Here is a 24549-nt window from a genome sequence, read left to right on the forward strand (position 1 = left end):
CTCCAAAGTTCAAAGAAACTATAGTTTTCTACTTTTTTCTGTAAACAAATCGGTATCAACATTTTATTTCAATAGGCTTAAGACAAAACATGGCAGATCATAAACGACTTTTTTTACTCGACGCATACGCTTTAATTTTTAGAGGATATTATGCCTTTATTAAAAACCCACGTATCAACTCTAAAGGATTAGATACTTCTGCAATTATGGGGTTTACTAACTCTTTACTAGATGTAATAAAGCGTGAAAAGCCTGATTACCTAGCGGTATGTTTTGACAGAGGCGGAAGTGTAGATCGTGTTGAAGCTTTTGAAGATTACAAAGCAAACCGACAAGAAACGCCTGAAGCCATTCGCTTAGCTGTGCCTTATATTGAAAAAATATTAGAAGCCATGAACATTCCTGCCATTGTAAAAGAAGGGTATGAAGCTGATGATATTATAGGAACACTTGCTAAAAAAGCCGAGAAAGAAGGGCTTCACACCTATATGGTAACACCTGATAAAGATTTTGCCCAACTAGTTTCTGAACATATTTTTATGTACCGTCCGCCTCGTATGGGAAATGGTTACGAAAAATGGGGTGTTGAAGAAGTTAAAACAAAGTTTGGTGTTGAAAACCCTTTGCAAGTAATTGACTTTTTAGGAATGATGGGTGATGCTGTTGATAATATTCCTGGTTTACCTGGTGTTGGTGAAAAAACAGCCAAAAAATTCATTGCTGCTTATGGAAGTATGGAAGGCTTGTTTGAAAATATACATGAGCTAAAAGGAAAAATGAAAGAAAAGGTAGAAGCTAATCAAGAATTAGGTCTGCTTTCTAAAAAGCTAGCTACTATTATGCTAGATGTTCCTGTTGAATTAGAGTTGGATAAATTAGTTTTTGAACAACCTAATATAGAAGCTACCAAAGAAATTTTTACGGAGCTAGAGTTCCGTCGTTTAACAGAAAACTTCTTAAAAACATTTGCTCCTACTGAAGAAAGTACTACCACGACTGAAAAACCAAAAGCAACAAAGGCTAGTGCAGCTGGACAGTTCGATTTATTTGCTGCTCCTGGTAGTGGAAGTGCCTCTAAAGACACAAATATCAACGGGTTTAAAACCATTGAAAATACTAATCACTTCTATCAATTAGTAGATACACCTCTTTCAAGAAAATTATTGTTAGAGAAATTAATGCAACAAAACTCTGTTTGTTTTGATACTGAAACTACAGGATTAAAAGCCTTAGAAGTTGAGCTTGTTGGAATTGCATTTTCTTGGGAGGCTGGCAAAGGCTATTATGTTCCTTTTTCTGAAAACCAAAAAGAAACAAAGACTATTCTAGAAGAGTTTCGATCATTTTTTGAAGCCGAAACCATTGAAAAAATTGGTCATAATTTAAAATACGACATTAAAGTACTGTCAAACTACAACATGCCTGTACAAGGTAAATTGTTTGACACCATGATTGCGCATTACCTTATCAATCCAGATATGCGTCATAATATGGATGTACTTGCAGAAACATACTTAAACTATCAACCACAACCTATTACAGAGTTGATTGGTAAAAAAGGTAAAAATCAACTTTCAATGCGACAAGTTGAACTACCTAAACAAACTGAATATGCTGTTGAAGATGCAGATATTACTTATCAATTAAAAGAGCACTTTTCTAAAGAACTAGAAAGTGGTAATGTTACCAAGTTATTTAACGAAGTAGAAACTCCGTTAGTTTCTGTATTAACAGCTATGGAAATTGAAGGTATTAATTTAGATGTCGACTTCTTAAAAACTCTTTCTGAAGCATTATCTAAAGATATTTCTCAACTTGAACAAAATATATACGAACAAGCTGGTGAAGAATTTAACATTGCATCACCAAAGCAATTAGGACCTATTCTATTTGACAAGTTAAAACTGGTTGACAAACCTAAGAAAACCAAAACGGGGCAATATTCTACTGCGGAAGATGTGCTTTCTTACTTAGCTAAAGACCACCAAATTGTTGCAGATATTTTAAAATATCGTCAGTATAAAAAATTACAAAGTACCTATGTTGATGCGCTTCCTAACGAAATCAATCCAAAAACAGGAAGAGTACACACTGTATATGCTCAAGCTGTTGCTGCTACTGGGCGTTTAAGTTCTAACAACCCGAACTTGCAGAACATTCCTATTCGTACTAAGCGCGGACAGGAAGTACGTAAAGCATTTATTCCAAGAGATGAAAATTATGTGTTGTTAGCAGCAGATTATAGCCAGATAGAATTACGAATTATTGCTGCTTTAAGTGAAGAAGAAACCATGATTAAGGCATTTAAAGATGGGGAAGATATTCACGCTTCTACTGCTGCAAAAGTATTTAACGTTCCTATTGAAGACGTAACTCGTGAGCAACGTAGTAATGCTAAAACAGTAAACTTTGGAATTATTTATGGTGTTTCTGCCTTCGGATTAAGTAATCAAACCGATTTATCTCGTAAAGAAGCAAAAGAGTTAATTAACACCTATTATGCTACCTATCCGAAACTAAGAAATTATATCTCTAAGCAGGTAGATTTTGCTCGTGAGCACGGATATGTAGAAACTGTATTACATCGTCGCCGTTATTTAAAAGACATTAATTCTCGTAACGCTATTGTTCGTGGTGCTGCGGAAAGAAATGCCGTAAATGCGCCAATTCAGGGTTCTGCTGCGGATATTATAAAGCTTGCCATGATTAATATTTATAAGCGATTTGAGCAAGAAAATTTTAAGTCGAAAATGTTATTACAAGTACACGATGAATTGGTTTTTGATGCACATAAAGATGAAGTGGACATCATTAAGCCTATCATTAAACAAGAAATGGAAAATGCCTTTAAAATGACTGTTCCATTAGATGTTGAAATTGATACAGGAGCAAACTGGTTAGAGGCGCATTAAAGTTTAGTAATTGCTTTTTCTAAAATCTCTTTTACCTGAAGTTTTAAACTTTCAGGTTCAATAATTTTAGCATAGTCAGAAAACACAATATACCATCTGGAAAAGCCGTGTTCAACATAGGAAGTCATAAATGTCATTTCTACTTGGTTTCCTTTTACTTTTTCAGAGACAAAACCATGTTGCATTTTGCTATTGTTAATATATCGAACCACACTTTTATCAACAGAAATAACAACTTTTGTTTTTGGTATATTTTCATACTGACTACGGTATTCATCTAACGTAATGTGTTCTCTAGTAAAACTATGTTGAGTTGATTTTATAGCTAACATTCTATCGGTTCTAAATTGCCTGTAGTCACTTCTTAAATGGCAAAAAGCTAATACATACCAAAATCCTGATTCGTGATAAATACCCACAGGTTCCACAAAACGTTCAGAAGGTGCTTCTCTATTTAATGCTTGATATTTTAAAAATACCTGTCTTTTTTCAGCAATGCTTTCAAACAAGGTTTCAAGTGCATTTGGCAGACTATCATTAAACAATTTATTTGTAGGATCCACCAATATTTGTGATTCTAAAGCAGAAATCCAATCTTTTTCACGACCACGCAACACTGATTTTAACTTCATCATAGCAGACTCATAGTAGTTTCCTAATGATTTGTCTACAAACTTCTGCATTAGTTTTTCGGCAGCCACAAAACTTCCTACTTCTTCTCTAGTAAACATAACAGGAGGCAAACGGTATCCTTCCATAATAGAATAACCAACTCCTGCCTCACTTATAATGGGTACTCCCGAAGCTTCAAGTGTTCGTATATCACGATAAATAGTACGTAAACTTACTTGAAATCTATCAGCTAATTCTTGTGCTTTTACTATACGTTTAGATTGTAACTGAATAAGTATTGCCACAATTCTATCAAAACGTTTTACCGTGTCTAAACTCATAATGCTATAACATATTTCCCAAAGATAGGATTTCAGGCTGAAGTATTTTTTAAATTTTCGCTTCAACATAATAACTATACTTTATACAAATAAACATACAGTAAGTGACAACCGCTTGTCAATAGACATTTTTAAAATTTATTTTTTCCTGCTGACATAAAGCTGTCACCACCTAGTATTAATTTTGGTTTCAAATAATAAAAATTACAATTATGGAATCAACAACGAACACATTATTAGAACAAGTAATCACACCTTCTGAGTTATTAACACATTGGCAAGGGCATCGAGGTTTAACCCGAAGAACTATTGAAGCTTTTCCTGAGGAAGCCTTTTTTAATTACTCTATAGGAGGTATGCGTCCTTTTGCTGATATGGTAATGGAGCTTTTAGGTATAGCAGCTCCAGGTATTAAAGAAATTGCTACAGGAGAAATTCAGGAATTAATTGAAAAGGTTGACCACGGTAACAAAAAAGCAAAAATTCTTGAACTTTGGGATAAAGCTACTGATGAAATAAACACCTATTGGGCACAAATTAAACCAGAACAATTCCAGCAGAACATTAAAATATTTGGTCAATATGAAGGTACAGTTTGGTCATCGATTTTTTATTTTATTGATAATGAAATCCATCATCGCGGACAGGGATATGTTTATCTACGTGCTTTAGGTATTGAGCCTCCTTATTTTTATGAACGTTAATAAAAAAGCACCTAAAATGAAAACAGTTTTGGTATTTAAAACATCAGTTACAAAAAACAAAGAAATTAAAATTGTTCAACCTACTTTAAATCGTTTGATTACCAAAAATGACCGCTGGAATTTTGACTTAGAAGATTGTGATAATATCCTTCGAGTAGAGACTCAAATGGTTAAAGCTGATGACGTTTTAAAAGCAATACAACATCATGGGTTTTATTGTGAAGAATTGTTGTAAAAACAATAAAATATAATGTAACAAGAAACCGAATAGAGAATCAATTAGTTTCTGTATTCGGTTTCTTTATTCTTTCAAGATGATATTATATTATCTACTTAATTACAAATGTTTCATTTTGTACTATCCAGTTAGCCCTTAACTTAAACACTGTTCCATAATAGATGATTTTCTCTGGCTGTTTTCTTAATAAGAAATCACCAGTATCCCACATACGGTTGTTATTTTCATCAACTATCGCTCTAACACTATATTCTTTAGGCTCTAATAGAGTAAATTCTATTTTTTTAGACGATGTAATATATCTTTTTTCTACTACCTTATCTTGACTTAATAGTTCAATAATAACAGGAGATTCTGTTTCGTTTTTAACATCCAACACAATACTTGCATAATCTTCTACTGTTCGTGTTGAAAACTTATAATCTAATGTATCGTTTGTAGTTTCATAAATATCAGTTATCCCTTCTGGTAACCCTTTAAAAATATAACCGTATTTGGGTTTCTTTTCAAATAATACTGCTATTTTATTAATTGATTGTTTTTTCAATTCAAAAGGTACATCAACAGTATCTTTATCAATTAATGAGAATTTAGATTTATCAAAAGAAACAATTGGGTTGTTTGTTTTGATAAACATTGTATCTTTTAAATTCAAGTCTCCACTTACACTAGATGACACAGATAAAGAATCAATTTTCTTTTTTCTTAAAAACACTGTAACAGTATCTTTAAAATTCTCATTATTTACTATAAAATTCAATGAATCTCTTTCTAAAGGCGTATACCAATAATTTAGCGTGTCTTTATCTTTTTCAAATTGAGTAAACGACTTAAAATCTTGTGGAACCTCTGACAGCAATTCAATATTCATATTTTTCTGCCTACCTTCAAAACCAAACTGAATTTTCCCTTTTGTTACTTCTTTTCCTCTTTTAAACTCATACGGTTGAATTTCTTTAAAGAAACGGATAGGCATACTTATTAAAGTATCTTGAGGCAACGTAATTGTATCTACTACAAACCCAATTTTATCTGTTCGACTATTAAAAATATAATCGTTTGAAGGTTCTTTTAATGCTAACATTAAATATTTTCCTTCTCGCAAATTACTAAACTCAAAATTTGTAGAATCTAGTGTATTTGTTACATAGTTTGGTTTCTGTTTAAAAATAATAGTGTCATTATAGGTACTATCTAGTTTATATAGTAAAACACTAATTTCTTTTACCTCTTTTTTATCAAAAGCATCAGCTACTGTCCCTTTAATTTTTAAAGAATCAATATAATCTCCCGTTGAAAATACATATTTAAAACTCTCTAACTTATTATTTTCATTATTGTCTTGAACTGCGTTTCCAAAATTAAAGGTATAAGTAGTGCTCGGTTGTAATGTGTCTAATATTTTAATATTTATATACTTGCTTGGTGTTCCTTGAGGTGTAATTAATGGTGGATTTTTCATTGGAGGAGAAACTACCAACTGTTTTTGTAAGTCTTTTAAAACAATATATTCATCAAAATAAATACGAATGTTATCATCATCAAAATGAATAGTTTCATAAGGAGGATTTGCAGTAACCATTATTGGTGCAGTTTCATCTTTTGGACCTCCTTCTGGTCGTCCCTTACGTGCACAACTACTTATTAAAAAAGCGAAAAGAGTTACTAAAATAAAGTGTTTATTTTTCACAAATTAATGGTTTAAAATCCATTTTCAAAAGTAGTAAATTAAGATGGAATGGTATTAGTCTTTTTGTGTATAAGCCATTGTCGCTACACTTATAGTTATATTTTGCGTTTTTAAAAGTTCGTTTGCACAAGCTTCCAATGTTGCTCCTGTAGTAATAACATCATCAATAAGCAAGACGTGTTTATTTTCAAAAAAAGTAGTATCAACAAGTTTAAACTTTGTTTTGTTATTAGAAAACCGTTCAAATCGTTGTTTTAGAGTTTGTGTTTTAGTTTTAGAAGTTCTAATTAAAATATCTGATTTATACTCAATATTCAAAATATCGCTCAATCGTTCACCAAACATAGTTACTTGATTATACCCTCTATTTTTAAACTTTTTTGAATGTAGTGGCACAGGAATAATGTAATCTACATCTACAAAAATACTTGATTTCTTTAATTTTTCTCCAAACCAGTCTGCTATAAATATTCCTATTTCTGGTTGGTTTTTATATTTTAACTGATGAATAAGTTTTTGGGTTACTCCTTTCTTTCTGTAAAAAAGAAAAGAACGTACAGCTTGTATTGGCACTTTTCCATAAAAATTTGACATTAATGTAACATTTGTATGCCCATTATCGTCTATAATTGGTAAGTCGTTTTTACAAAAAGTACATACGAATGTTTCATTTTGTAACAACGTCTTTTCACAGTTAACACATAAATTGGGGTAAAATAAATAGAATATCTCTTTTAAAAATTGCATCTTTACAAGCCTTTTTTAACAGAAAGATACAAAAAACAACAGAAGTTATATTTTGAGTAAAAAGTTTAATTTTTTCAAAGAAGCCGTAAAAAACTACAAAACATCTGGTACAGTTGTTCCAAGTTCTAGATACTTGGCAAATAAAATGCTAAAAGAAATTGATTTTAAAACTGCTGAAGTCATTGTAGAACTAGGACCTGGAAATGGAGCCATCACACAATACATATTAAAAAAGCTTCAGCCTAATACCATATTAATATGTTTTGAAATAAACAATGCTTTTTACAAAGAGCTTAAAAAAATAAAACACCCACAATTAGTTGTTTTAAAAGCTTCTGCTGAAAATATAAAGTTTGAAATAGAAAAATTAGGATATGCAAAAGCAGACTATATTGTTTCTAGTTTACCATTAACGATAATTCCTAAAGAAATATCGCACTCTATTTTAACAAAAAGCTATAACTTTTTAACTACCACAGGGCTTTTTATTCAATATCAATATAGTTTGACTTACTACAAAAAACTAAAAGAAGTTTTTGGTAACGCTATCGATTTAAGCTTTGAACCTCTAAATTTCCCTCCTGCTTTTATTTACAAATGTGTTAAAAAATAAATAGTATATTAGCACGGAGCATAACCCTCATTATAACCCCTAAAATGATGCCTGCCTCAAGAATAAAAAACAACGGCTTCATTGCCTTTTTAATTTTACTAATACTTGTTATTGGATTTTTATCCTACGAAAATGCCAGAGATTACTCTGAGCTCAAAGCTGTTTTTGAGCAAGAAAAAAAAGAGTTAGAAGGTGAGTTAACAAATATTATAGAAGATTATGAAGAAACAAATTATAAAAAAAGTGAATACTCATTAAAACTAAAAAATGAGATTCATAAAGTAATTCAACTTAGAGATTCTGTTAAAAACTTAAAGGAAGTAGACTATAAGTTTATTAGATACTACAGAAAAAGAACAGGAATACTTATTGAGGAAAATGAAAAGCTTTTCACTCAATTAAATCATCTTAATATAATTAACAACGAATTAATTACAAAAAACGATAGTGTACAAGAAGCTTTGTTCGTAAAAGAAAAACAAAACACTAAACTTACTAACATAAACCGTTTTTTAAGTAAAGAAAAGCAAGACTTAAAGAGAAAAATAGCTACTGCTGAAATTATTGAAATTTCTACTATTAAGGCAGAGGCTATGAAAAAGAAAAGAAATGGAAAATTCACCTCAACAACAAGATCTAATAAGGTAAATGCATTTAAAATAGAATTCGATTTACTAGAAAACAAAGTGGCCTCCCCTGGCCCTAAAAAAGTTTATATCCAAGTGATAGATACAAATAAAAAAGTTATTACCCCATTTAAAGAAGTAAGTTTGCAAAACAATAAAAAAATATGGTGTAGTGATATTTTAACTGCCGAATATAATAACAAACAGCTATCTATGATTTCTTTTGTTAATGTAGATGGCGAAATTGATGCTGGAACCTATCACATTAATACATTTGTAAATGGTATTCAAGCTGGCAATAAATCTCTAGCATTAAAATAACCCCCTTAAATTAATAAAACTTAATATAAATCAATCCCCCTAAACCATGAATCAACAAAAAACCAAGAATGTTTTAATTTTAGTATTAATTATCCTATCTCTTTTCCTTTTTTATTACTCGTTTCAAAAATCAAGTGAAAATGAGAACCTTCAAAATATTTTCTTAGAAGAAAAAGCTGAATTACAACAAGATCTTGATGAAATGATTAAAGACTACACTGATGTTGTTGTTGGAAAAAAACGTTTAGCTGACAGATTAGAAGTAGAGCTAATAAAAATGAAAAATCTAAGAGACTCTATCAAACTCTTAAAATCTGACAATTTTGGACTTATAAGAAAATACAGAAGTAGAATTGCAAGCTTAGAGCGTGAAAATAAAAAGCTTTTCATTCAAATAGACTCTCTAAATAGTGCTAATGATGCTTTAACACAAGAAAATGTTATCGCTAACGAAATTTTACAACAAAAAGATAGTGTAAATGAAACTTTAACGGAAAAGAACAAAGAATTAGAAGCTAAAGTTGCTATTGGTGGAATTATTAAAACAAGCCCCGTAAAAGCAGTTGCTATGAAAGAGCGTAGCAGCGGAAAACTAACATCTACAAGTAGATCTAGCAGAACTGATGCTTTTAGAATCAATTTTGATTTGTTAGAAAACCCAATAACTACGGCAGGTGAAAAACGCGTATATATTCAAATTGCTGATGAAAATAAAAATGTAGTTGCTCCAAAAGGGAAAACTGACCTAAAAAACGGACAAAAAGTTCAATATACAGACTCTCTTGAGATTAACTATAATAACAATCGTTTAAGCCTTGTGTCTTTAGTATTAGTAAACAGAGACGATATTAAAAAAGGAAAATATGTAATTAGCGCATTTGTTGATGGTGTTTACTCTGGAAACACAATAATAAAACTAAGATAAACAACGATAATAAGCACAAAACGCAACTAAAAAGTGAAGAGTTTAATTAATTCTTCACTTTTTTCTTTTTCCATACCCTTAGTTTAAATCCTTATTTTATTTTTGCAACATGGCAAAACAAGAAGATCAATTTAAAAAAGTATTATCGCACGCAAAAGAATACGGTTATGTGTTCCAATCATCTGAAATTTATGATGGTTTAAGCGCGGTGTATGATTATGCTCAAAATGGAGTAGAATTAAAGAAAAATATTCGTGATTATTGGTGGAAAGCAATGGTGCAAATGCACGAAAACATTGTAGGTATTGACGCAGCAATACTAATGCACCCAACTACTTGGAAAGCCTCAGGCCACGTTGATGCTTTCAACGATCCTTTAATTGATAATAAAGACTCTAAAAAACGTTATAGAGCTGATGTTTTAGTTGAAGATTTTAGAGAAAAAATCAACGAAAAAATTCAAAAAGATATAACCAAAGCAAAAAAGCGTTTTGGTGATGCTTTTAATGAAGATGAATTTAGAAGTACAAATCCTAACGTTTTAAGACGTCAAAAGCAAATTGACGAAATAACAGTTGAACTAACTAGGGTTCAAGAAGAAAACGACTTAGAAGGGTTTAGAAATTTAATTATAGACTTAGGTATAACATGTCCTGTTTCTGGTTCTAAAAACTGGACAGAAGTTAAGCAGTTTAACCTAATGTTTGGAACGCAACTTGGAGCTTCTGCTGACAGTTCAACAGAAGTATATTTACGACCTGAAACAGCACAAGGTATTTTTGTAAACTTCTTAAATGTACAAAAAACTGGACGTATGAAAATTCCTTTTGGAATTGCACAAACAGGTAAAGCTTTTCGTAACGAAATAGTTGCGCGTCAATTTATATTTAGACAACGAGAGTTTGAGCAAATGGAAATGCAATTTTTTGTAAAGCCAGGTACTCAAATGGAATGGTATGAGAGGTGGAAAGAAACTCGCTTAAAGTGGCATATGTCGTTAGGAATGGGAGAAGAAAACTACCGTTTCCACGATCATGATAAATTAGCTCATTATGCTGATGCTGCTGCTGATATTGAATTTAATTTTCCTTTTGGATTCAAAGAATTAGAAGGAATTCATTCTCGTACTGATTTTGACTTAAGTCAGCATGAAAAATTCTCTGGAAAAAAACTACAGTACTTCGATCACGAAGACAATACTAGTTATGTTCCTTACGTAATTGAAACTTCAATTGGTTTAGACAGAATGTTCTTAGCGGTTTTCTCTAACTCTTTACAAGAAGAAGAGCTAGAAAATGGTTCAACAAGAACAGTTTTAAAATTACCTGCAGTTTTAGCACCTACCAAAGCAGCTATTTTACCATTGGTTAAAAAAGACGGTTTACCAGAAATCGCTCGTAAAATTGTTGACGATTTAAAATGGGACTTTAATGTTGTTTATGATGAAAAAGATGCTGTTGGAAGAAGATATCGTCGTCAAGACGCTGTTGGTACACCTTTCTGTATTACAGTAGACCATGATACTTTAGAAGACAATACTGTTACCATTCGTCATAGAGACACTATGGAACAAAAACGTGTTAAAATAGAAGAATTAAGCAACATTATTAAACAAGAGGTAGATGTACGTTCTTGGTTACAAAAAATGGAAGCATAAATCTTAAAACGACAAAATAAAGCAAGAATCCTAAACGTAACTGTTTAGGATTTTTATTTTTGCAATAGTAAATAACTTTACATACAAACCTTAATATCAAGTAAGAGTTTTAACTAACCGATAAAATAGAAAACAGATGAAAACTGTACTTAAAATATTATTCATCATCTTTTTACTTTGGATGATAGCAGGAGCTTATCTTTTAAACACAGAGCACCCTAAATCACAAGTAGTAATGGGCCTAGGTGTTTTATACATGTCATTTATATTAATGCCTTTATTTATTTACTATAGATATAAAGATGGTAAGTATAAAAAGTATGTTATGAACTCTGATAAAGACAAAAAAAAAGCTGAAGATTAATCTTCAGCTTTTTTTATTTTATATTTTGCTCACTATTGTAAAGTAGGTGAGTAATTTGTTGGGTAATCATCCGGTTTAGCTAAACCGTCTTTACCTACAGTAAAATTAGATCCGTATGTAGCATCAATAGCTGCTAACATTTTATTAGCCATTAATGCATACCCTCTACCAGTTAAATGAACTCCGTCTAAACCAACTAAACCACCAGTTACTAAACTAGTATTCATATTATAATTCCCAAACTCTAACCCAGAAGTAGAGGCTTCTTGTAAAATAGCTTTAAAATCTACAAAAGCTAAACCTTTAGCTTCGGCTACCGCTTTAATAGTTGCATTATATGAATCTGTAGCACTCTTAACTCTACTTACTTCATCTTGAGTTAACACCCATTTGTCTTCAAGAGGTAATGAAACTCCTTCTACAGAAAACATTCCTGCTAACTGTTCTGGTAGACCTTGTAACATTAAAAATTCTACAGAATCAGTATTTACCTCTCCTATTATAGTACTACTTGGCAATACTAATAAATCTTCTTCTGTTGCTTGTCTTGCTTGACCGTAATAAGTACCTAATAAACCTGCTACTTTTTGTAATGTAGTTGCATCAGTAGGTAATCCGAAACTTGCCACAAAAGGAGGGAAGGTAGGACTTGCTAATAAAGCACCAACAATTTGAGCTGTTTTATCTTCTAAAGACTCATCTTTAATTACAACTGCACTTGCAGCATCTGTTGCAAAAACTATTGATCGTTCTGGAACACCAATTGCTTCAAAAACTCCATTAATTGCCCCAAAAACATTATTTAATGTCGGAATTTGTGCTCCAAAATCAGGGTTACTAGGATCTAATGGTGCATAAGGTACTGTAGTAAAGTAAGGTAACGATGTTATATATGGTAAATTAGCTACAACTCCTTTTCTATCTCCTGCTGCTAAAGCGTCTACAGTACTTGAAAAAACTGAAGCAAAAACATTAGAGTTTGTAATATCATTTATTCCATAAGTTGTTGGATCTACATTTCCTGTTTCATTATGATCTTCACCTACACCACCAGCAATAGAATAACCTAAAACATCATTTCCTCCTATTTCAGATAATGTAAAAAATGTTGGTTGTTGCATTAACACATCTTGTATAACACTTGCCATAGGGTTAGATGCCATTCTTACATAATAAGGGTTAGCATTTGGTAAAGCTGCTAACGCTCCATAACCTTCTACTCCTAAATGAAAACTTTTTATTCCTGGCACACCCATATTACTATAAGGCCCTGCCTGTATATTTCCTATTTCAGTAGTTGGAGTTGCTGATAACCTTGTAGGTCCAGTTCCATTAAAATAAAACCTTGGTTCAGCTTTTTCTACCCCGGCTATTAAAAAACCACCTATGTTATCACTCATTAGAGGCTGTGTAAAATCTCCTCCGCCTACCATAGCAAACTTACTAGCTAATATATTTGGAAAAGAATTTTCTTGAGAAGCTTTAAATAAAGCTCCATCTGAAAAGCCTGCTGTAAAGGAAGCTCCTACAGCGACATAATTAGAAAAATCTACGCTACCAGCCTGCAATGCTACAGTACTTTCTGCTTCTCCTTTAATTTCAGGTAATGTATTATCTACATCACAGGCGGCTAAACCTAGAAATAATGCAGACAAAAAAGTATATTTAATTGTATTTTTCATTGTTTCTTTTTTTAGTTGTTGATAGTCCAAGAAATGTAGTATTGAGAACCTACAGCTCCTACTCCAGGTGCACTTAAGTATTCTTCACCTGTTAAATTAGACCCTCCTACTTTAAACACCGACTTAATTGAAGGAACAGAATAGTTAATTTGAGCATCAAGAACTGTTCTTTCCTCTACAGTACCTTCTAAGAAAGTAGACTGCCAGTAGAACTCATTTTGCCAACGAGCACTTACATTAAATCCAAAGTTTTCAAATAAATTTGTGTGTCCAAATTGCATTTTTACTTTATGTTCTGGCGTATTAAATCCGGCTTCAAAATCAGGGTCAGCAGCTTGATCAAAATCAAACTTAGACCATGTATAGTTTAATCCAACATCAAACCCATTAAATACCTTCGTGTTTAACCCTAAACCTACTCCATAAGAATCTACATCAACTGTTGAATTAGTTTTTACACTAAATGTTCTAACTAAATCTCTATTCGTTAAGTTACCTACGGTTACTGGTGTATTTGGATCTACCAATACAACTACATCTTTATTAGAAATAAAGTCAGAATACATATTATAGTATGTACTAAAATCAATAGACAACTTATTTTCTCCTAAAGGAACTGCTGCACGATAACCAACTTCAAAAGATTTTACTTTTTCTGGCTCTACTAAATCTGTAGTTGCCAAAGTAGGATTTCCGTTTGCTATAGAGTTAGCAGAATAACCTCTATCAAATACATCTTGTCCTGTTAAAACAAAACTTCCTGTTGTTGTAATTGCTGGTGCAGAAAAACGCCCAATATTATCTGGAGCTGTTCCTAAAATAAATCCTGCTCCTGTTGCTAAACCTATATATTGGTCTTGCGTTGTTGGATTACGGAAACCTGTTTGGAAAGACGCTCTAAAGTTATGGTTTTTGTTTTCTCCTGCTGCATAAGCTAAAGAAACTCTAGGTGTAACGTTTCCATCAAAATTATCAGACTTATCATAACGAATAGACCCTGTAAATTTTAAACGATCATCCATCATTTTTTTCTGAATTTGAGTATATAATCCATACTCTCCATATTTAATTGGACCGTCACTATCAGTATAAATAGTTCCATAAGAGTTTAATCTATATTGTCTATATGAACCTCCTACTTGAACCTCTGCCCAATCGATATAATCACGTAAGTTTAAGTTACCATCTGCATGATAGTAGCTTGTATTATCTCTAAACTTTGACCCTGTTAATAAATCTGGGTCAGCTGTTACTTCATTAAATAATCTTGTAAACTCAGCAGAACCCGGTTCTGGTCTTCCACTATCAGCTACTGCTCTTGCCGCTGCATGATTAGAAGCAGGAACACCTGGTATAGCACCTAAGTATGCTGCTGCATATTGTCCAAACCAATCTGTGTTAGATTTCCATTTGCTATTAATATTAATTGCAGCAAAACGAGTATCATAAGAATCACCTGCATCTTCTCCTGCATAATACCCTCTTATGAAGAAGTTTTTACCTCTTACTTCCAATTTATGTTGCTCCATAAAGAAGTTAGCTAAGTTGTAACGGTTTTGTCCTTGATAGATAGTATTACCTCTACCGTATTTAGAATTCCAAATAATTTCAACACGGTCATTACCTAGAGGGCGGTAATGAATAGCTCCATTGAATTTTACACTTTTAGCTTCGTTAGACATTAAGTCTACTTCTCTATATCCTGTTCTACTAACTTTTCCAATAGCTCCTCCTAAATCAACAGAAACCTCATCTCCATATACATTTGCACCATCATAGTTAGGATCATCATTATGACTCATTCCTGGAATGTATGTACCTCCAATACCTGTTGTATTTCTATAATCAGTTGCATGCCATTCTTCTCCTTTCAAATAAGAAAAGCTAGCTTTAACTGCAAAGTAATCATCAAAAGCATGTGCCATTTTAATTGTAGCATCATAATATCCATTATCTCCTGCTGCTTCTTGACTAGTTAAGCCAGTTTTTAAACCAACACTAATACCTTGTTCATTAAATGGGTTTTCACTACGCATTAACATAATACCGTTAAATGCATTAGCCCCATATAAAGCCGAAGCCGCTCCTGGTAAAATTTCAACACTTTTTACATCTACTTCAGAAATTCCTAATAAGTTTCCAATAGCAAAGTTAAGTGCTGGAGAAGCGTTATCCATACCATCAACTAACTGTACAAAACGCTCATTACCAAACGTAGCAAAACCACGTGTGTTTACTGTTTTAAATGTTAAACCTCCTGAGTTGATATCAACTCCTTTTAAATTTTCTAATCCATCGTAATATGAAGCAGAAGCTGTATTCTTAATCGCTCTAGAATCAAAACGTTCAATTGTTACAGGTGATTCCATAACACGTTCTGGAGTTCTCGAAGCCGATACAACTACCTCATCTAAAGATGTTGCATTTTCTGTTAAGCTAACCTCAACAACTTGGTTGTTTTTTGTTATCTCAACTGTTTTTGTTTGATACCCTAAAGAAGAAATTTCAATGGTAAACGGAGGGATATCTGTTACCGTCATTGTAAACTTACCATCAAAATCAGTAGACGTTCCTACTGCTTTTCTCGAAACTTTAATGTTTGCTCCCGGTAGTGGCCCACCAAGCGAAGCATCATTAACCGTACCTGTAATGGTAGTTTGAGCAACCATCATTGCTGTACCAAATAGCACAAATGCAACAAGTAATAGTTTTTTCATCATAATGTAAAATAATTTGTTAACTGTAGTGCAAAATACAATTTTTTTTCATTTGCGAAATATTCACCCTCTTTTTTTGTAATTATAGTAATTATAAAGACAAAAACTTACCAAAAACTAATTTTAGATTTTATTTCTTAATTTATTATTTATCATCTTATACAAATTGTATTTTTGCCTAAACTTATTAGTAGTCTTGGAAATTATACATTCTATTTTTGATCTTACCCCTTCTCAAAAAACAATGGTCACCATCGGTACTTTTGATGGAGTGCATATTGGGCATCAAAAAATTATTGAGAAACTAGTTAGTGAAGCAAAAGCTAGTAATAAAAAATCGGTATTGCTAACATTTTTTCCTCACCCAAGGATGGTATTACAAAAAGATGTTTCCATTAAACTAATAAATACTATTGATGAAAGAGCTCAACACCTCGAAAAATTAGGATTAGATTATTTAATCATTCATCCTTTTAGTAGAGAGTTTTCAAGATTAACCGCTTTAGATTTTGTTCGTGATATTTTAGTTAATCAATTAAACATTTCTAAATTGATTATTGGTTACGATCATCATTTTGGAAAAAATAGAGAAGGTAATATTGAACAATTAACTGAGTATTCTCACTTATATGATTTTACTGTTGAAGAAATTCCTGCCCAAGACATTGACGAAGTCTCAGTTAGTTCTACCAAAATTAGAAAAGCTCTTGCTAACGGACATTTAAAAACTGCTAATAATTACTTAGGGTATAACTTTTCACTAACTGGAAAAGTTGTGAATGGAAAACAGCTAGGTGGAAAAATAGGTTTTCCTACCGCAAATATTGACATTCCTGAAGATTATAAGTTAATTCCTAAAACAGGTGTTTATGTAGTAAAGTCTACTATTGATAACACTACTATTTATGGAATGATGAATATTGGTAATCGACCAACAGTTGATGGAGAGCACCAAACAATTGAAGTACATTATTTCAATTTTAACCAAAATTTATATGGTAAAGAGTTAACTATTGAGCTACTTTACTATTTAAGAGACGAACAAAAGTTCGATTCTGTTTCTGGCTTAATTTTTCAATTAAAAAAAGACAAGCAAAATTCAATGCTCTTTTTAAAAAGTTACGCCAAAGTCTAACCTTAAAATCATACTCAAAGCCCCCCGGTTTCAAATAGCTTTAGAATTAGTATTATTGACGTAACTGCATACAAAGTTAATTTTTTTAAAACCCACATAATGACAAGTATGTCATTATGTATTTCATATGTTTTTAAGATTTTGTATCGAAAAAGAATAATGCTGTCAAAAAATGAGGTAACCTTAAAAAAGGTGGCCCTTTGCGTAAAAACTTTAAGAGAAGAGTATCATATTACTTCAAATGAGTTTTATATTGATACTGGAATACATTTGGCAAGAATAGAACAAGGAAAAACAAATGTCACTATTACCACTCTTCAGAAAATATGTGATTATTTCAACATCACTTTATCTGACTTCTTTATGATGCTTGAAGAAATTTAGTATACAAAACACATTGCTTAAGTCTATAGCTTCTTTTATCTTTGCTTTTCTTAAAAAATTAAAAAGATGTTACAGGTTCAGTTTATTAGAGAAAACAAACAAACTGTTTTAGACGGATTAGCAAAACGTAATTTTGCTGATGCCGAAACAATTATTGAAGAAGTATTAACTGCTGATGAAACGCGTAGAGCTACACAAGTTTCTTTAGATAATGTTTTAGCTGAATCGAACAAAATATCCAAAGAAATTGGAGGTCTTTTTAAGTCTGGCAAAGTTGAAGAAGCAAACCAGCTAAAAGCAAAAACGGGTGAATTAAAAGAGCAATCTAAACAATTAACAGAAGAATTAAATTCTGCTGCTGAAAAGTTAAACGAATTGTTATACCAAATTCCTAATATACCTCATCCTTCTGTAAAAGCAGGAAAAAGTGAAGAAGATAACGAAGAAATTTTTAAAGAAGGAATTATTCCTGACTTAGGAGAAAAAGCATTACCCCACTGGGAATTAGCGAAGAAGTATGATATTATTGATTTTGATTTAGGTGCCAAAATTACGGGTGCTGGTTTTCCTGTGTATAAAGGAAAAGGAGCTCGTTTACAACGTGCTTTAATTAATTACTTCTTAGATAAAAACACAGCAGCTGGATATAACGAAGTACAAGTTCCTCATTTAGTAAATGAAGCTTCAGGTTTTGGTACAGGTCAATTACCTGACAAAGAAGGACAAATGTATCATGTAACTGGAGATAACTTATACTTAATCCCTACCGCTGAAGTTCCAGTAACTAATATGTTTAGAGGTGATTTAGTAAAAGAAGCTGACTTACCTATTGCAGTCACAGGCTATACTCCTTGTTTCCGTCGTGAAGCTGGAAGTTACGGAGCACATGTTCGTGGATTAAATCGTTTACACCAATTTGATAAAGTTGAGATTGTTCGTGTTGAGCACCCAGATAATTCATACAATGCTTTAAATGGAATGGTTGAACATATCAAAGAAATTTTACGTGAATTAAAATTACCATATCGTATTTTACGCCTATGTGGTGGAGATACTGGTTTTACCTCTGCCCTAACATTTGATTTTGAATTATATTCTACAGCTCAAGAACGTTGGTTAGAAATTAGTTCTGCTTCAAACTTTGAAACTTTTCAAGCAAATCGTTTAAAGTTACGCTTTAAAAACAAAGAAGGGAAAAGTCAATTAGTACACACTTTAAACGGAAGTTCTTTAGCATTACCTCGTGTACTTGCTGGTATTTTAGAGAATTATCAAACTGAAAACGGAATTAAAATTCCTGAAGTATTAGTTCCTTATTGTGGTTTTGATATGATTGATTAATCAATCTTAAATATAAAAATGAAAAAATCCCAAGCCTCAATTACGATGCTTGGGATTTTTAATTAATCAATCCCCATTGAAAAAAATATGTTTAGTTGGCAACTACCGCTACCATTAATCTCTTGTATTTATTCATTTCTAGCAATGCCTCAAAATATTGAGTTATTTGACCTTTTCTCATAAACTCATTTGCATTCTGCTTTGCTATTTCATATTGTGTCGTAAAGTTTCTCATAGTTTACATTGTTTAGTTGTTTTACTAATAAGACAAAGTTCGTGCCAAAATGTTACACTGCTTTTCAAAAAAGCACCTCTTTTAATAGTATTTTAACAATTATCTTCTGTATTTTTGATAGACAAAATCCTCTTAACTGAATTAAGCACAAAAACACAACGCTTAAAATTTTCAAAATGAAAAAAGCCATTATTTTATTTAATTTACTGATCTTAAGTTTGTTTTGCCAAGCACAGCAAAACGAATTTATTATTGCTGAAAATTATTTTAGAAATAATGAATATGAAAAGGCAATTCAGTTATATAAAAGATTATACGATCAAAGCCCATATAACACAACTTATTTAAAAAAGTTAATCACTTGTTATCAGGAGACAGAACAATTTACTACTGCTGAAAATTTACTCACTCAAAAACTAAAAGAAAAACCTAATTTATCTTACTTATATGTAATTCTAGGTTATAATAGTGAACGACAAGAAAAAATAGAAGACGCTAATAAATATTATCAAAAAGCAATTGAATCCATCAATAAAAAAGCAAATTACGGTTCTTTAATCGCTGGCTTGTTTAAAAACTATAGTAAATTAGATTTAGCTATTGAAGCTTTTAATAAAGTAATGGAAATTAACCCAAAAGCTAATTATGGGTTTCAATTAGCACAAATTTATGGTGAAAAAGGAGATTTTGAACAAATGTTCAAATCTTACATTGATTTGGTTGACAAAAATAGTGGCTACCTCAACAATGTAAAACGTTATGCTGGTAAATATTTAACTGATGATAGCGAAGATGAGAACAATATTTTGTTCAAAAAAGCTCTATTACGAAAATCTATAAGTAACCCTAAAGACATTTGGAATGATTTACTTTCTTGGTTATTTATTAGACAAAAACAATACAGCAAAGCCCTTATTCAAAACAAGGCATTACTTGCAAGAGACCCTGATAATTTAGGTAAAATTAATGATTTAGGTAAAATAGCTCTAGAGAACAAAGACTACGAAACTGCAAAAGAGTGTTTTGATCTTATAATTGAAAAAACGAATTACCCTAGAGACAAGTTTAAAGCTATAAATAATAACCTTAAAATAGCAATTGAGACAAAACAACCTGATGTAGATGAACGTTTTAATTCTATTTTTAAAGAATATGGAATTAACTCCAAAACACTTTTCACACAAATAGAGTACGCTAATTATTTAACGTTTACAAAGAACAATCCACAAGAAGCATCTGTTATTTTAAAGAATGCCTTAAATTTTACCAATTCAAAGTTTATAAAAGCAACTATAAAGCTTAAGCTTGGTGATGTTTTTGTATATATGGGTAAATTTAACAAAGGATTAATTTATTTTTCTCAAGTTCAAACGCTATTCAAAAACAATTATATAGGTCAAGAAGCCCGCTTTAAAGTAGCACAAGCTTCTTATTTTAAAAATGATTTTACTTGGGCAAAGGCTCAGCTAAAAGTTTTAAAAGGATCAGCAACACAACTTATTGCTAACGATGCTGCCGATTTGTTCTTGACAATTTCAGATAATGAGCCTAAAGATAGTATTGGTACTGGTTTAAAAGAGTATGCTAAAGCTGATCTGTTAGCTTATCAAAATAAAAATGACGAAGCAATTGCTATTTTAAGTAATATAATTGCTAATTACGGTGGGCAATCTATTGAAGATGAAGCATTATTTAAACAAGCTCAATTATTTGTTAAAAAGAAACAATATGATGAAGCCATTTTAAATTATGCCAAAATAATAGCTTTAGATAAAGAAGGAATTTATGTTGACGATGTGTGTTATCACATGGCTGAATTATACAACAATGAATTAAATAATCTAGAAAAGGCTAAAGAATACTATCAAAAGATTATTTTTGACCACCCATCGAGCATCTACCTAGTAGAAGCCCGAAAAAAGTTTAGAAAATTAAGAGGAGACGACATTTAAAAAACTGAAGATGTTCCTATTACTTCATTTTTAAAATTAAAAACTATGTACATATACAACGTAACAATAAATATAGACGAAAGTATACATGCTGAATGGTTAACTTGGATTGAAAGCCATATACCTGAAGTATTGGCAACAGGACACTTTTTAAGTGCTAAAATGACACAAGTGCTGGTTGAAGAAGAAATGGGAGGCATTACCTACTCTATTCAATATACTGCTAAAACACGTGAAGATTTAGATAACTATTATAAACATAGTGCAGACAAACTACGTAACGACGGATTAAAAAAGTTTGCTGATAAAATGCTAGCTTTCCGTACTGAATTAAAAGTAGTAAATGAGTTTTTTCCTACAGTAAATAGTAATTAGTTAAGACCCAAAACCAAGATTCTAAACGTATTACATCTAGAAAAATCTATCAACCTGAATCCATGACCGTAAGAGCAAAAAAACATTTAGGACAACATTTTTTAAACGATGAAAACATCGCTAAGAAAATTGCTGATTCGTTAACCGAAAAAGGATACGATAACGTATTAGAAATTGGTCCTGGTATGGGGGTTCTAACTAAATATTTGTTAGAGAAAAAACCAAAAGTTACGGTGATGGAGTTAGATTCAGAATCAGTAACCTATTTACAAGAAACATTTCCTGTTGAGCACATAAAACTAAATACTTCAAAAGATAAGTTTACCATTATTGAAGGTGACTTTTTAAAAAAGGATTTCACTGAAATTTTCAATAATCAGCAAGTAGCAATTATCGGGAACTTTCCATACAACATTTCATCACAAATTGTTTTTAAAGCTATTGAAAACCGCGAATTTGTTCCAGAATTTTCAGGAATGTTTCAAAAGGAAGTTGCTCAGCGAATTGCTGAAAAAGAAGGAAGTAAAACTTACGGAATACTCTCGGTATTAACGCAAGCTTTTTATGATGCTGAATACTTATTTACCGTACCTCCTTCTGTATTCAATCCACCGCCAAAAGTAGATTCTGGAGTTATTAGACTTATCAGAAAAGAAAACTACACACTTCCTGTTGATGAAAAATTATTTTTTAGAGTGGTAAAAACAGCTTTTAATCAACGAAGAAAAATGTTACGTTCCAGTTTAAAATCTTTTAATCTTTCGGATACCTTAAAAGAAGACCCTATATTTGCGATGCGTCCGGAACAGTTGTCGGTACAAAAATTCATTGAGTTGACACAAAAGATAGCTCAAAACAATAGTTAAGAGTCCTTTTTTAGATAAGAACAAGTCTTCTTTTTGAATTAGATTTCAACATATTCAAAACCTCGATTATCGAGCAAAATTGCAAGCAATGGCATTAGAAATCACAAAAGACTTATTAGAAAACGTACAAAACCTGATTCAACAACAAAAAGACACAGCTCTTTCTGAGGTTTTTTCAGATATTCACTACGCTGATATTGCAGAAGTTTTAGATGAACTCACTTTTGAAGAAGCAGTTTACATTATACGTTTATTAGATAGTGAAACAACTTCGGATGTATTAATGGAAGTTGATGAAGAAGTTCGTGAAAAAGTTTTTGAACAACTATCTGCCAAAGAAATTGCCGAAGAGGTTAATGAACTTGATACCGATGATGCTGCCGATGTTATTGCTGAACTTCCTGAAGAGCGAAAACAAGATGTAATTCGGAAAATTGAAGACCGAGAACATGCCAAAGAAATTGTAGAATTACTACGATATGACGAAGATTCTGCTGGTGGGTTAATGGCAAAAGAGCTTGTAAAAGTAAATGAGAATTGGAATGTGCTTACCTGTGTTAAAAAAATGCGTCAGCAAGCAGAAGAGGTTACTAGAGTTCATTCTATTTATGTGGTTGATGATGAAGGTAAGTTAAAAGGGCGTTTGTCGTTAAAAGACTTGTTAATGGCTTCTACTCGTTCTAAAATTTCGGATGTTTATATTCCTAAAGTAGATTTTGTTCATGTACACGATGAGGCAGAGGATGTAGCCAACATTATGCGTAAATATGACTTAGAAGCTATTCCTGTTGTGGATGAATTAGGTGTTTTAGTGGGTAGAATTACTATTGATGATATTGTTGATGTAATTAAAGAGGAAGCTGAAAAAGATTATCAATTAGCAGCAGGTATTACCCAAGATGTTGATTCAGAAGATAGCATTTTACAATTAACCCGAGCTCGATTACCTTGGTTGTTCCTAGGTTTAATTGGAGGTATTGGAGCTGCAAGAATTATGGGCTTTTTTGAAGGTGCATTAGAAGAAAATGCTATTCTTTTTATGTTTACACCTCTTATTGCAGCCATGGCTGGTAATGTTGGGGTACAATCTTCAGCAATTATTGTACAAGGTTTAGCTAATGATGATGTAAAAGGAAGTGTTACTAATAGGCTATTAAAAGAAATGTCTTTAGCTGCTGTAAATGGACTTGTTTTGGCTGTTATCTTGTTTTTCTTTATTTGGATTTGGAAAGGAGATATAACAATTGCTTCTGCTATTTCATCTTCACTATTTACAGTAATTATTGTAGCTGGTTTGGTGGGTACTTTTATTCCATTGTTTTTAGATAAAAGAGGTATTGACCCTGCAATTGCTACTGGACCATTTATTACAACGAGTAACGATATTTTTGGGATTTTAATCTATTTTTGGATAGCAAAAATGATTATTGGCTTTTAATCTAGCGATTCTACTTTCTCAATCAGATTATCAATCTTACTTTCAGGAATAAATCCTTTTAGCATTAACACAGCACCAAAAACGATTAATAACACTCCCATTCCACGTTTTATTCGATAAATAACTAATGGAGTTAACCTACTCTTTAGTTGTTTAGCTAGTAATATTTTTCCTAAATCTGTAATTGCGTAACCTGCTATTACAGTACCAAAATACCAAACCAAATACTTCGGGTTCATATCATACGTTGGTCCTATAACCACAATTAACCCCAACCAAAAAGCTAATACTCCTATATTTATAAAATTTAAGAAAAAGCCTTTAAAAAGGAGCTTTAAATAATTATTACTTTCAGGTAAAACAACATCGGGAGCTTTTGCTTCTTTCTTATTGTTTTTATCTAAATAAGTAATTAATCCATAAACAATTAACACCAACCCTCCGATAAGAAATAAACGCGGGTCATCTTTTATTTTTTCTAGCAGACTCCTACTTCCAAAATAAGCTATTAACATAAAAGAGATGTCTCCTAAGATTACACCCACATCAAAGGCTATAGCTGCTCTAGCTCCTTTTAAAATACTGGTTTTAATCAGCATAAAAAACACGGGGCCTATCATAAAAGCCATGAAAACACCTACAAAAAATGCGTTTTTAAAGTCGTAAAAATCCAT

Annotated in this window: 22 protein-coding genes; 15 read left to right on the top strand and 7 right to left on the bottom strand. The window is 31.8% G+C overall.

Going from position 1 to position 24549, the window contains the following annotated elements; genetic code table 11:
* Positions 1-89 precede the first annotated feature (89 nt).
* Positions 90-2912: a DNA polymerase I gene (polA, locus tag VCM48_RS09370; protein WP_482270337.1), complete on the top strand. Its 2823-nt coding sequence runs from the start codon at positions 90-92 to the stop codon at positions 2910-2912.
* Here the strand turns inward: polA and VCM48_RS09375 are convergent.
* The gene (locus tag VCM48_RS09375) at positions 2909-3865 is read right to left on the bottom strand and encodes a helix-turn-helix transcriptional regulator (protein ID WP_482270338.1); all 957 of its coding nucleotides are present in this window, start codon (positions 3863-3865) and stop codon (positions 2909-2911) included. The genes polA and VCM48_RS09375 overlap by 4 nt on opposite strands.
* A gap of 212 nt (positions 3866-4077) precedes the next feature.
* On the opposite strand from VCM48_RS09375, the gene VCM48_RS09380 reads away from it, so the two are divergent.
* A complete protein-coding gene (locus VCM48_RS09380) occupies positions 4078-4569 on the top strand; it encodes a DinB family protein (protein WP_482270339.1) in 492 nt (163 codons plus the stop codon).
* A gap of 16 nt (positions 4570-4585) precedes the next feature.
* Positions 4586-4804, top strand: coding sequence for a hypothetical protein (locus tag VCM48_RS09385; protein ID WP_099215051.1), 219 nt, complete (start codon positions 4586-4588; stop codon positions 4802-4804).
* A 94-nt stretch (positions 4805-4898) separates the two neighbouring features.
* Here VCM48_RS09385 and VCM48_RS09390 read toward each other — a convergent pair whose 3' ends face one another.
* Both VCM48_RS09390 and VCM48_RS09395 read right to left on the bottom strand, forming a co-directional pair.
* A complete protein-coding gene (locus VCM48_RS09390) occupies positions 4899-6497 on the bottom strand; it encodes an Ig-like domain-containing domain (RefSeq protein WP_482270340.1) in 1599 nt (532 codons plus the stop codon).
* 54 nt (positions 6498-6551) lie between these two features.
* Positions 6552-7244, bottom strand: coding sequence for a ComF family protein (locus tag VCM48_RS09395; RefSeq protein WP_482270341.1), 693 nt, complete (start codon positions 7242-7244; stop codon positions 6552-6554).
* Positions 7245-7296: 52 nt separating this feature from the next.
* Here VCM48_RS09395 and VCM48_RS09400 point away from each other — a divergent pair, with 52 nt between their 5' ends.
* From VCM48_RS09400 to VCM48_RS09420, 5 genes are all read left to right on the top strand, one after another.
* Positions 7297-7857 carry a class I SAM-dependent methyltransferase gene (locus VCM48_RS09400; protein WP_482270342.1) on the top strand — a complete coding sequence of 187 codons (561 nt, stop codon included), beginning with the start codon at positions 7297-7299 and terminating at the stop codon, positions 7855-7857.
* A 47-nt stretch (positions 7858-7904) separates the two neighbouring features.
* The gene (locus tag VCM48_RS09405; RefSeq protein ID WP_482270343.1) at positions 7905-8804 is read left to right on the top strand and encodes a hypothetical protein; all 900 of its coding nucleotides are present in this window, start codon (positions 7905-7907) and stop codon (positions 8802-8804) included.
* Between the two features lie 46 nt (positions 8805-8850).
* Positions 8851-9729 carry a hypothetical protein gene (locus tag VCM48_RS09410; protein ID WP_440120227.1) on the top strand — a complete coding sequence of 293 codons (879 nt, stop codon included), beginning with the start codon at positions 8851-8853 and terminating at the stop codon, positions 9727-9729.
* Between the two features lie 109 nt (positions 9730-9838).
* Positions 9839-11386, top strand: coding sequence for a glycine--tRNA ligase (locus VCM48_RS09415; protein WP_482270344.1), 1548 nt, complete (start codon positions 9839-9841; stop codon positions 11384-11386).
* Positions 11387-11522: 136 nt separating this feature from the next.
* Positions 11523-11750, top strand: coding sequence for a hypothetical protein (locus VCM48_RS09420; RefSeq protein WP_099215044.1), 228 nt, complete (start codon positions 11523-11525; stop codon positions 11748-11750).
* A gap of 32 nt (positions 11751-11782) precedes the next feature.
* On the opposite strand, the gene VCM48_RS09425 is transcribed toward VCM48_RS09420, so the two are convergent.
* Positions 11783-13432 carry an SGNH/GDSL hydrolase family protein gene (locus VCM48_RS09425; protein ID WP_482270345.1) on the bottom strand — a complete coding sequence of 550 codons (1650 nt, stop codon included), beginning with the start codon at positions 13430-13432 and terminating at the stop codon, positions 11783-11785.
* Positions 13433-13443: 11 nt separating this feature from the next.
* On the bottom strand, positions 13444-16152 hold the full coding sequence (locus VCM48_RS09430) for a TonB-dependent receptor (RefSeq protein WP_440120231.1): 2709 nt from the start codon (positions 16150-16152) through the stop codon (positions 13444-13446).
* Positions 16153-16345: 193 nt separating this feature from the next.
* Between VCM48_RS09430 and VCM48_RS09435 the strand changes: the two genes are divergently transcribed.
* The 3 genes from VCM48_RS09435 (at position 16346) to serS (ending at position 19009) form a co-directional block, all read left to right on the top strand.
* A complete protein-coding gene (locus tag VCM48_RS09435; protein WP_482270346.1) occupies positions 16346-17284 on the top strand; it encodes a bifunctional riboflavin kinase/FAD synthetase in 939 nt (312 codons plus the stop codon).
* 99 nt (positions 17285-17383) lie between these two features.
* The gene (locus VCM48_RS09440) at positions 17384-17668 is read left to right on the top strand and encodes a helix-turn-helix domain-containing protein (protein ID WP_099215041.1); all 285 of its coding nucleotides are present in this window, start codon (positions 17384-17386) and stop codon (positions 17666-17668) included.
* Positions 17669-17734: 66 nt separating this feature from the next.
* The gene (gene serS / locus VCM48_RS09445; protein ID WP_482270347.1) at positions 17735-19009 is read left to right on the top strand and encodes a serine--tRNA ligase; all 1275 of its coding nucleotides are present in this window, start codon (positions 17735-17737) and stop codon (positions 19007-19009) included.
* A gap of 91 nt (positions 19010-19100) precedes the next feature.
* Here serS and VCM48_RS09450 read toward each other — a convergent pair whose 3' ends face one another.
* Positions 19101-19244, bottom strand: coding sequence for a hypothetical protein (locus tag VCM48_RS09450; protein WP_176550555.1), 144 nt, complete (start codon positions 19242-19244; stop codon positions 19101-19103).
* 176 nt (positions 19245-19420) lie between these two features.
* Here VCM48_RS09450 and VCM48_RS09455 point away from each other — a divergent pair, with 176 nt between their 5' ends.
* The 4 genes from VCM48_RS09455 to mgtE all read left to right on the top strand — a co-directional run bounded on the left by VCM48_RS09455 (position 19421) and on the right by mgtE (position 23875).
* The gene (locus VCM48_RS09455) at positions 19421-21196 is read left to right on the top strand and encodes a tetratricopeptide repeat protein (protein WP_482270348.1); all 1776 of its coding nucleotides are present in this window, start codon (positions 19421-19423) and stop codon (positions 21194-21196) included.
* Between the two features lie 45 nt (positions 21197-21241).
* Positions 21242-21571: a DUF4286 family protein gene (locus VCM48_RS09460; RefSeq protein WP_099215038.1), complete on the top strand. Its 330-nt coding sequence runs from the start codon at positions 21242-21244 to the stop codon at positions 21569-21571.
* Between the two features lie 62 nt (positions 21572-21633).
* Entirely contained in the window at positions 21634-22437 is an 804-nt protein-coding gene (rsmA, locus tag VCM48_RS09465; RefSeq protein ID WP_482270349.1) for a 16S rRNA (adenine(1518)-N(6)/adenine(1519)-N(6))-dimethyltransferase RsmA, read from the top strand.
* Positions 22438-22525: 88 nt separating this feature from the next.
* Positions 22526-23875: a magnesium transporter gene (gene mgtE, locus VCM48_RS09470; protein WP_482270350.1), complete on the top strand. Its 1350-nt coding sequence runs from the start codon at positions 22526-22528 to the stop codon at positions 23873-23875.
* On the opposite strand, the gene VCM48_RS09475 is transcribed toward mgtE, so the two are convergent.
* Positions 23872-24549 carry a LysE family translocator gene (locus VCM48_RS09475; protein WP_099215035.1) on the bottom strand — a complete coding sequence of 226 codons (678 nt, stop codon included), beginning with the start codon at positions 24547-24549 and terminating at the stop codon, positions 23872-23874. The two genes, mgtE and VCM48_RS09475, sit on opposite strands and share 4 nt — an antisense overlap.

Source organism: Tenacibaculum sp. DPLXC6, assembly GCF_056815515.1.

What these genes read in the sequence shown, in the direction of transcription:
- polA (WP_482270337.1), top strand. Translation starts at nt 90, where the DNA reads ATGGCAGATCATAAACGACTTTTTTTACTCGACGCATACGCTTTAATT.
- VCM48_RS09375 (WP_482270338.1), bottom strand. Translation starts at nt 3,865, where the DNA reads ATGAGTTTAGACACGGTAAAACGTTTTGATAGAATTGTGGCAATACTT.
- VCM48_RS09380 (WP_482270339.1), top strand. Translation starts at nt 4,078, where the DNA reads ATGGAATCAACAACGAACACATTATTAGAACAAGTAATCACACCTTCT.
- VCM48_RS09385 (WP_099215051.1), top strand. Translation starts at nt 4,586, where the DNA reads ATGAAAACAGTTTTGGTATTTAAAACATCAGTTACAAAAAACAAAGAA.
- VCM48_RS09395 (WP_482270341.1), bottom strand. Translation starts at nt 7,244, where the DNA reads ATGCAATTTTTAAAAGAGATATTCTATTTATTTTACCCCAATTTATGT.
- VCM48_RS09405 (WP_482270343.1), top strand. Translation starts at nt 7,905, where the DNA reads ATGCCTGCCTCAAGAATAAAAAACAACGGCTTCATTGCCTTTTTAATT.
- VCM48_RS09410 (WP_440120227.1), top strand. Translation starts at nt 8,851, where the DNA reads ATGAATCAACAAAAAACCAAGAATGTTTTAATTTTAGTATTAATTATC.
- VCM48_RS09415 (WP_482270344.1), top strand. Translation starts at nt 9,839, where the DNA reads ATGGCAAAACAAGAAGATCAATTTAAAAAAGTATTATCGCACGCAAAA.
- VCM48_RS09420 (WP_099215044.1), top strand. Translation starts at nt 11,523, where the DNA reads ATGAAAACTGTACTTAAAATATTATTCATCATCTTTTTACTTTGGATG.
- VCM48_RS09425 (WP_482270345.1), bottom strand. Translation starts at nt 13,432, where the DNA reads ATGAAAAATACAATTAAATATACTTTTTTGTCTGCATTATTTCTAGGT.
- VCM48_RS09430 (WP_440120231.1), bottom strand. Translation starts at nt 16,152, where the DNA reads ATGATGAAAAAACTATTACTTGTTGCATTTGTGCTATTTGGTACAGCA.
- VCM48_RS09440 (WP_099215041.1), top strand. Translation starts at nt 17,384, where the DNA reads ATGACAAGTATGTCATTATGTATTTCATATGTTTTTAAGATTTTGTAT.
- serS (WP_482270347.1), top strand. Translation starts at nt 17,735, where the DNA reads ATGTTACAGGTTCAGTTTATTAGAGAAAACAAACAAACTGTTTTAGAC.
- VCM48_RS09450 (WP_176550555.1), bottom strand. Translation starts at nt 19,244, where the DNA reads ATGAGAAACTTTACGACACAATATGAAATAGCAAAGCAGAATGCAAAT.
- VCM48_RS09455 (WP_482270348.1), top strand. Translation starts at nt 19,421, where the DNA reads ATGAAAAAAGCCATTATTTTATTTAATTTACTGATCTTAAGTTTGTTT.
- VCM48_RS09460 (WP_099215038.1), top strand. Translation starts at nt 21,242, where the DNA reads ATGTACATATACAACGTAACAATAAATATAGACGAAAGTATACATGCT.
- rsmA (WP_482270349.1), top strand. Translation starts at nt 21,634, where the DNA reads ATGACCGTAAGAGCAAAAAAACATTTAGGACAACATTTTTTAAACGAT.
- mgtE (WP_482270350.1), top strand. Translation starts at nt 22,526, where the DNA reads ATGGCATTAGAAATCACAAAAGACTTATTAGAAAACGTACAAAACCTG.
- VCM48_RS09475 (WP_099215035.1), bottom strand. Translation starts at nt 24,549, where the DNA reads ATGGATTTTTACGACTTTAAAAACGCATTTTTTGTAGGTGTTTTCATG.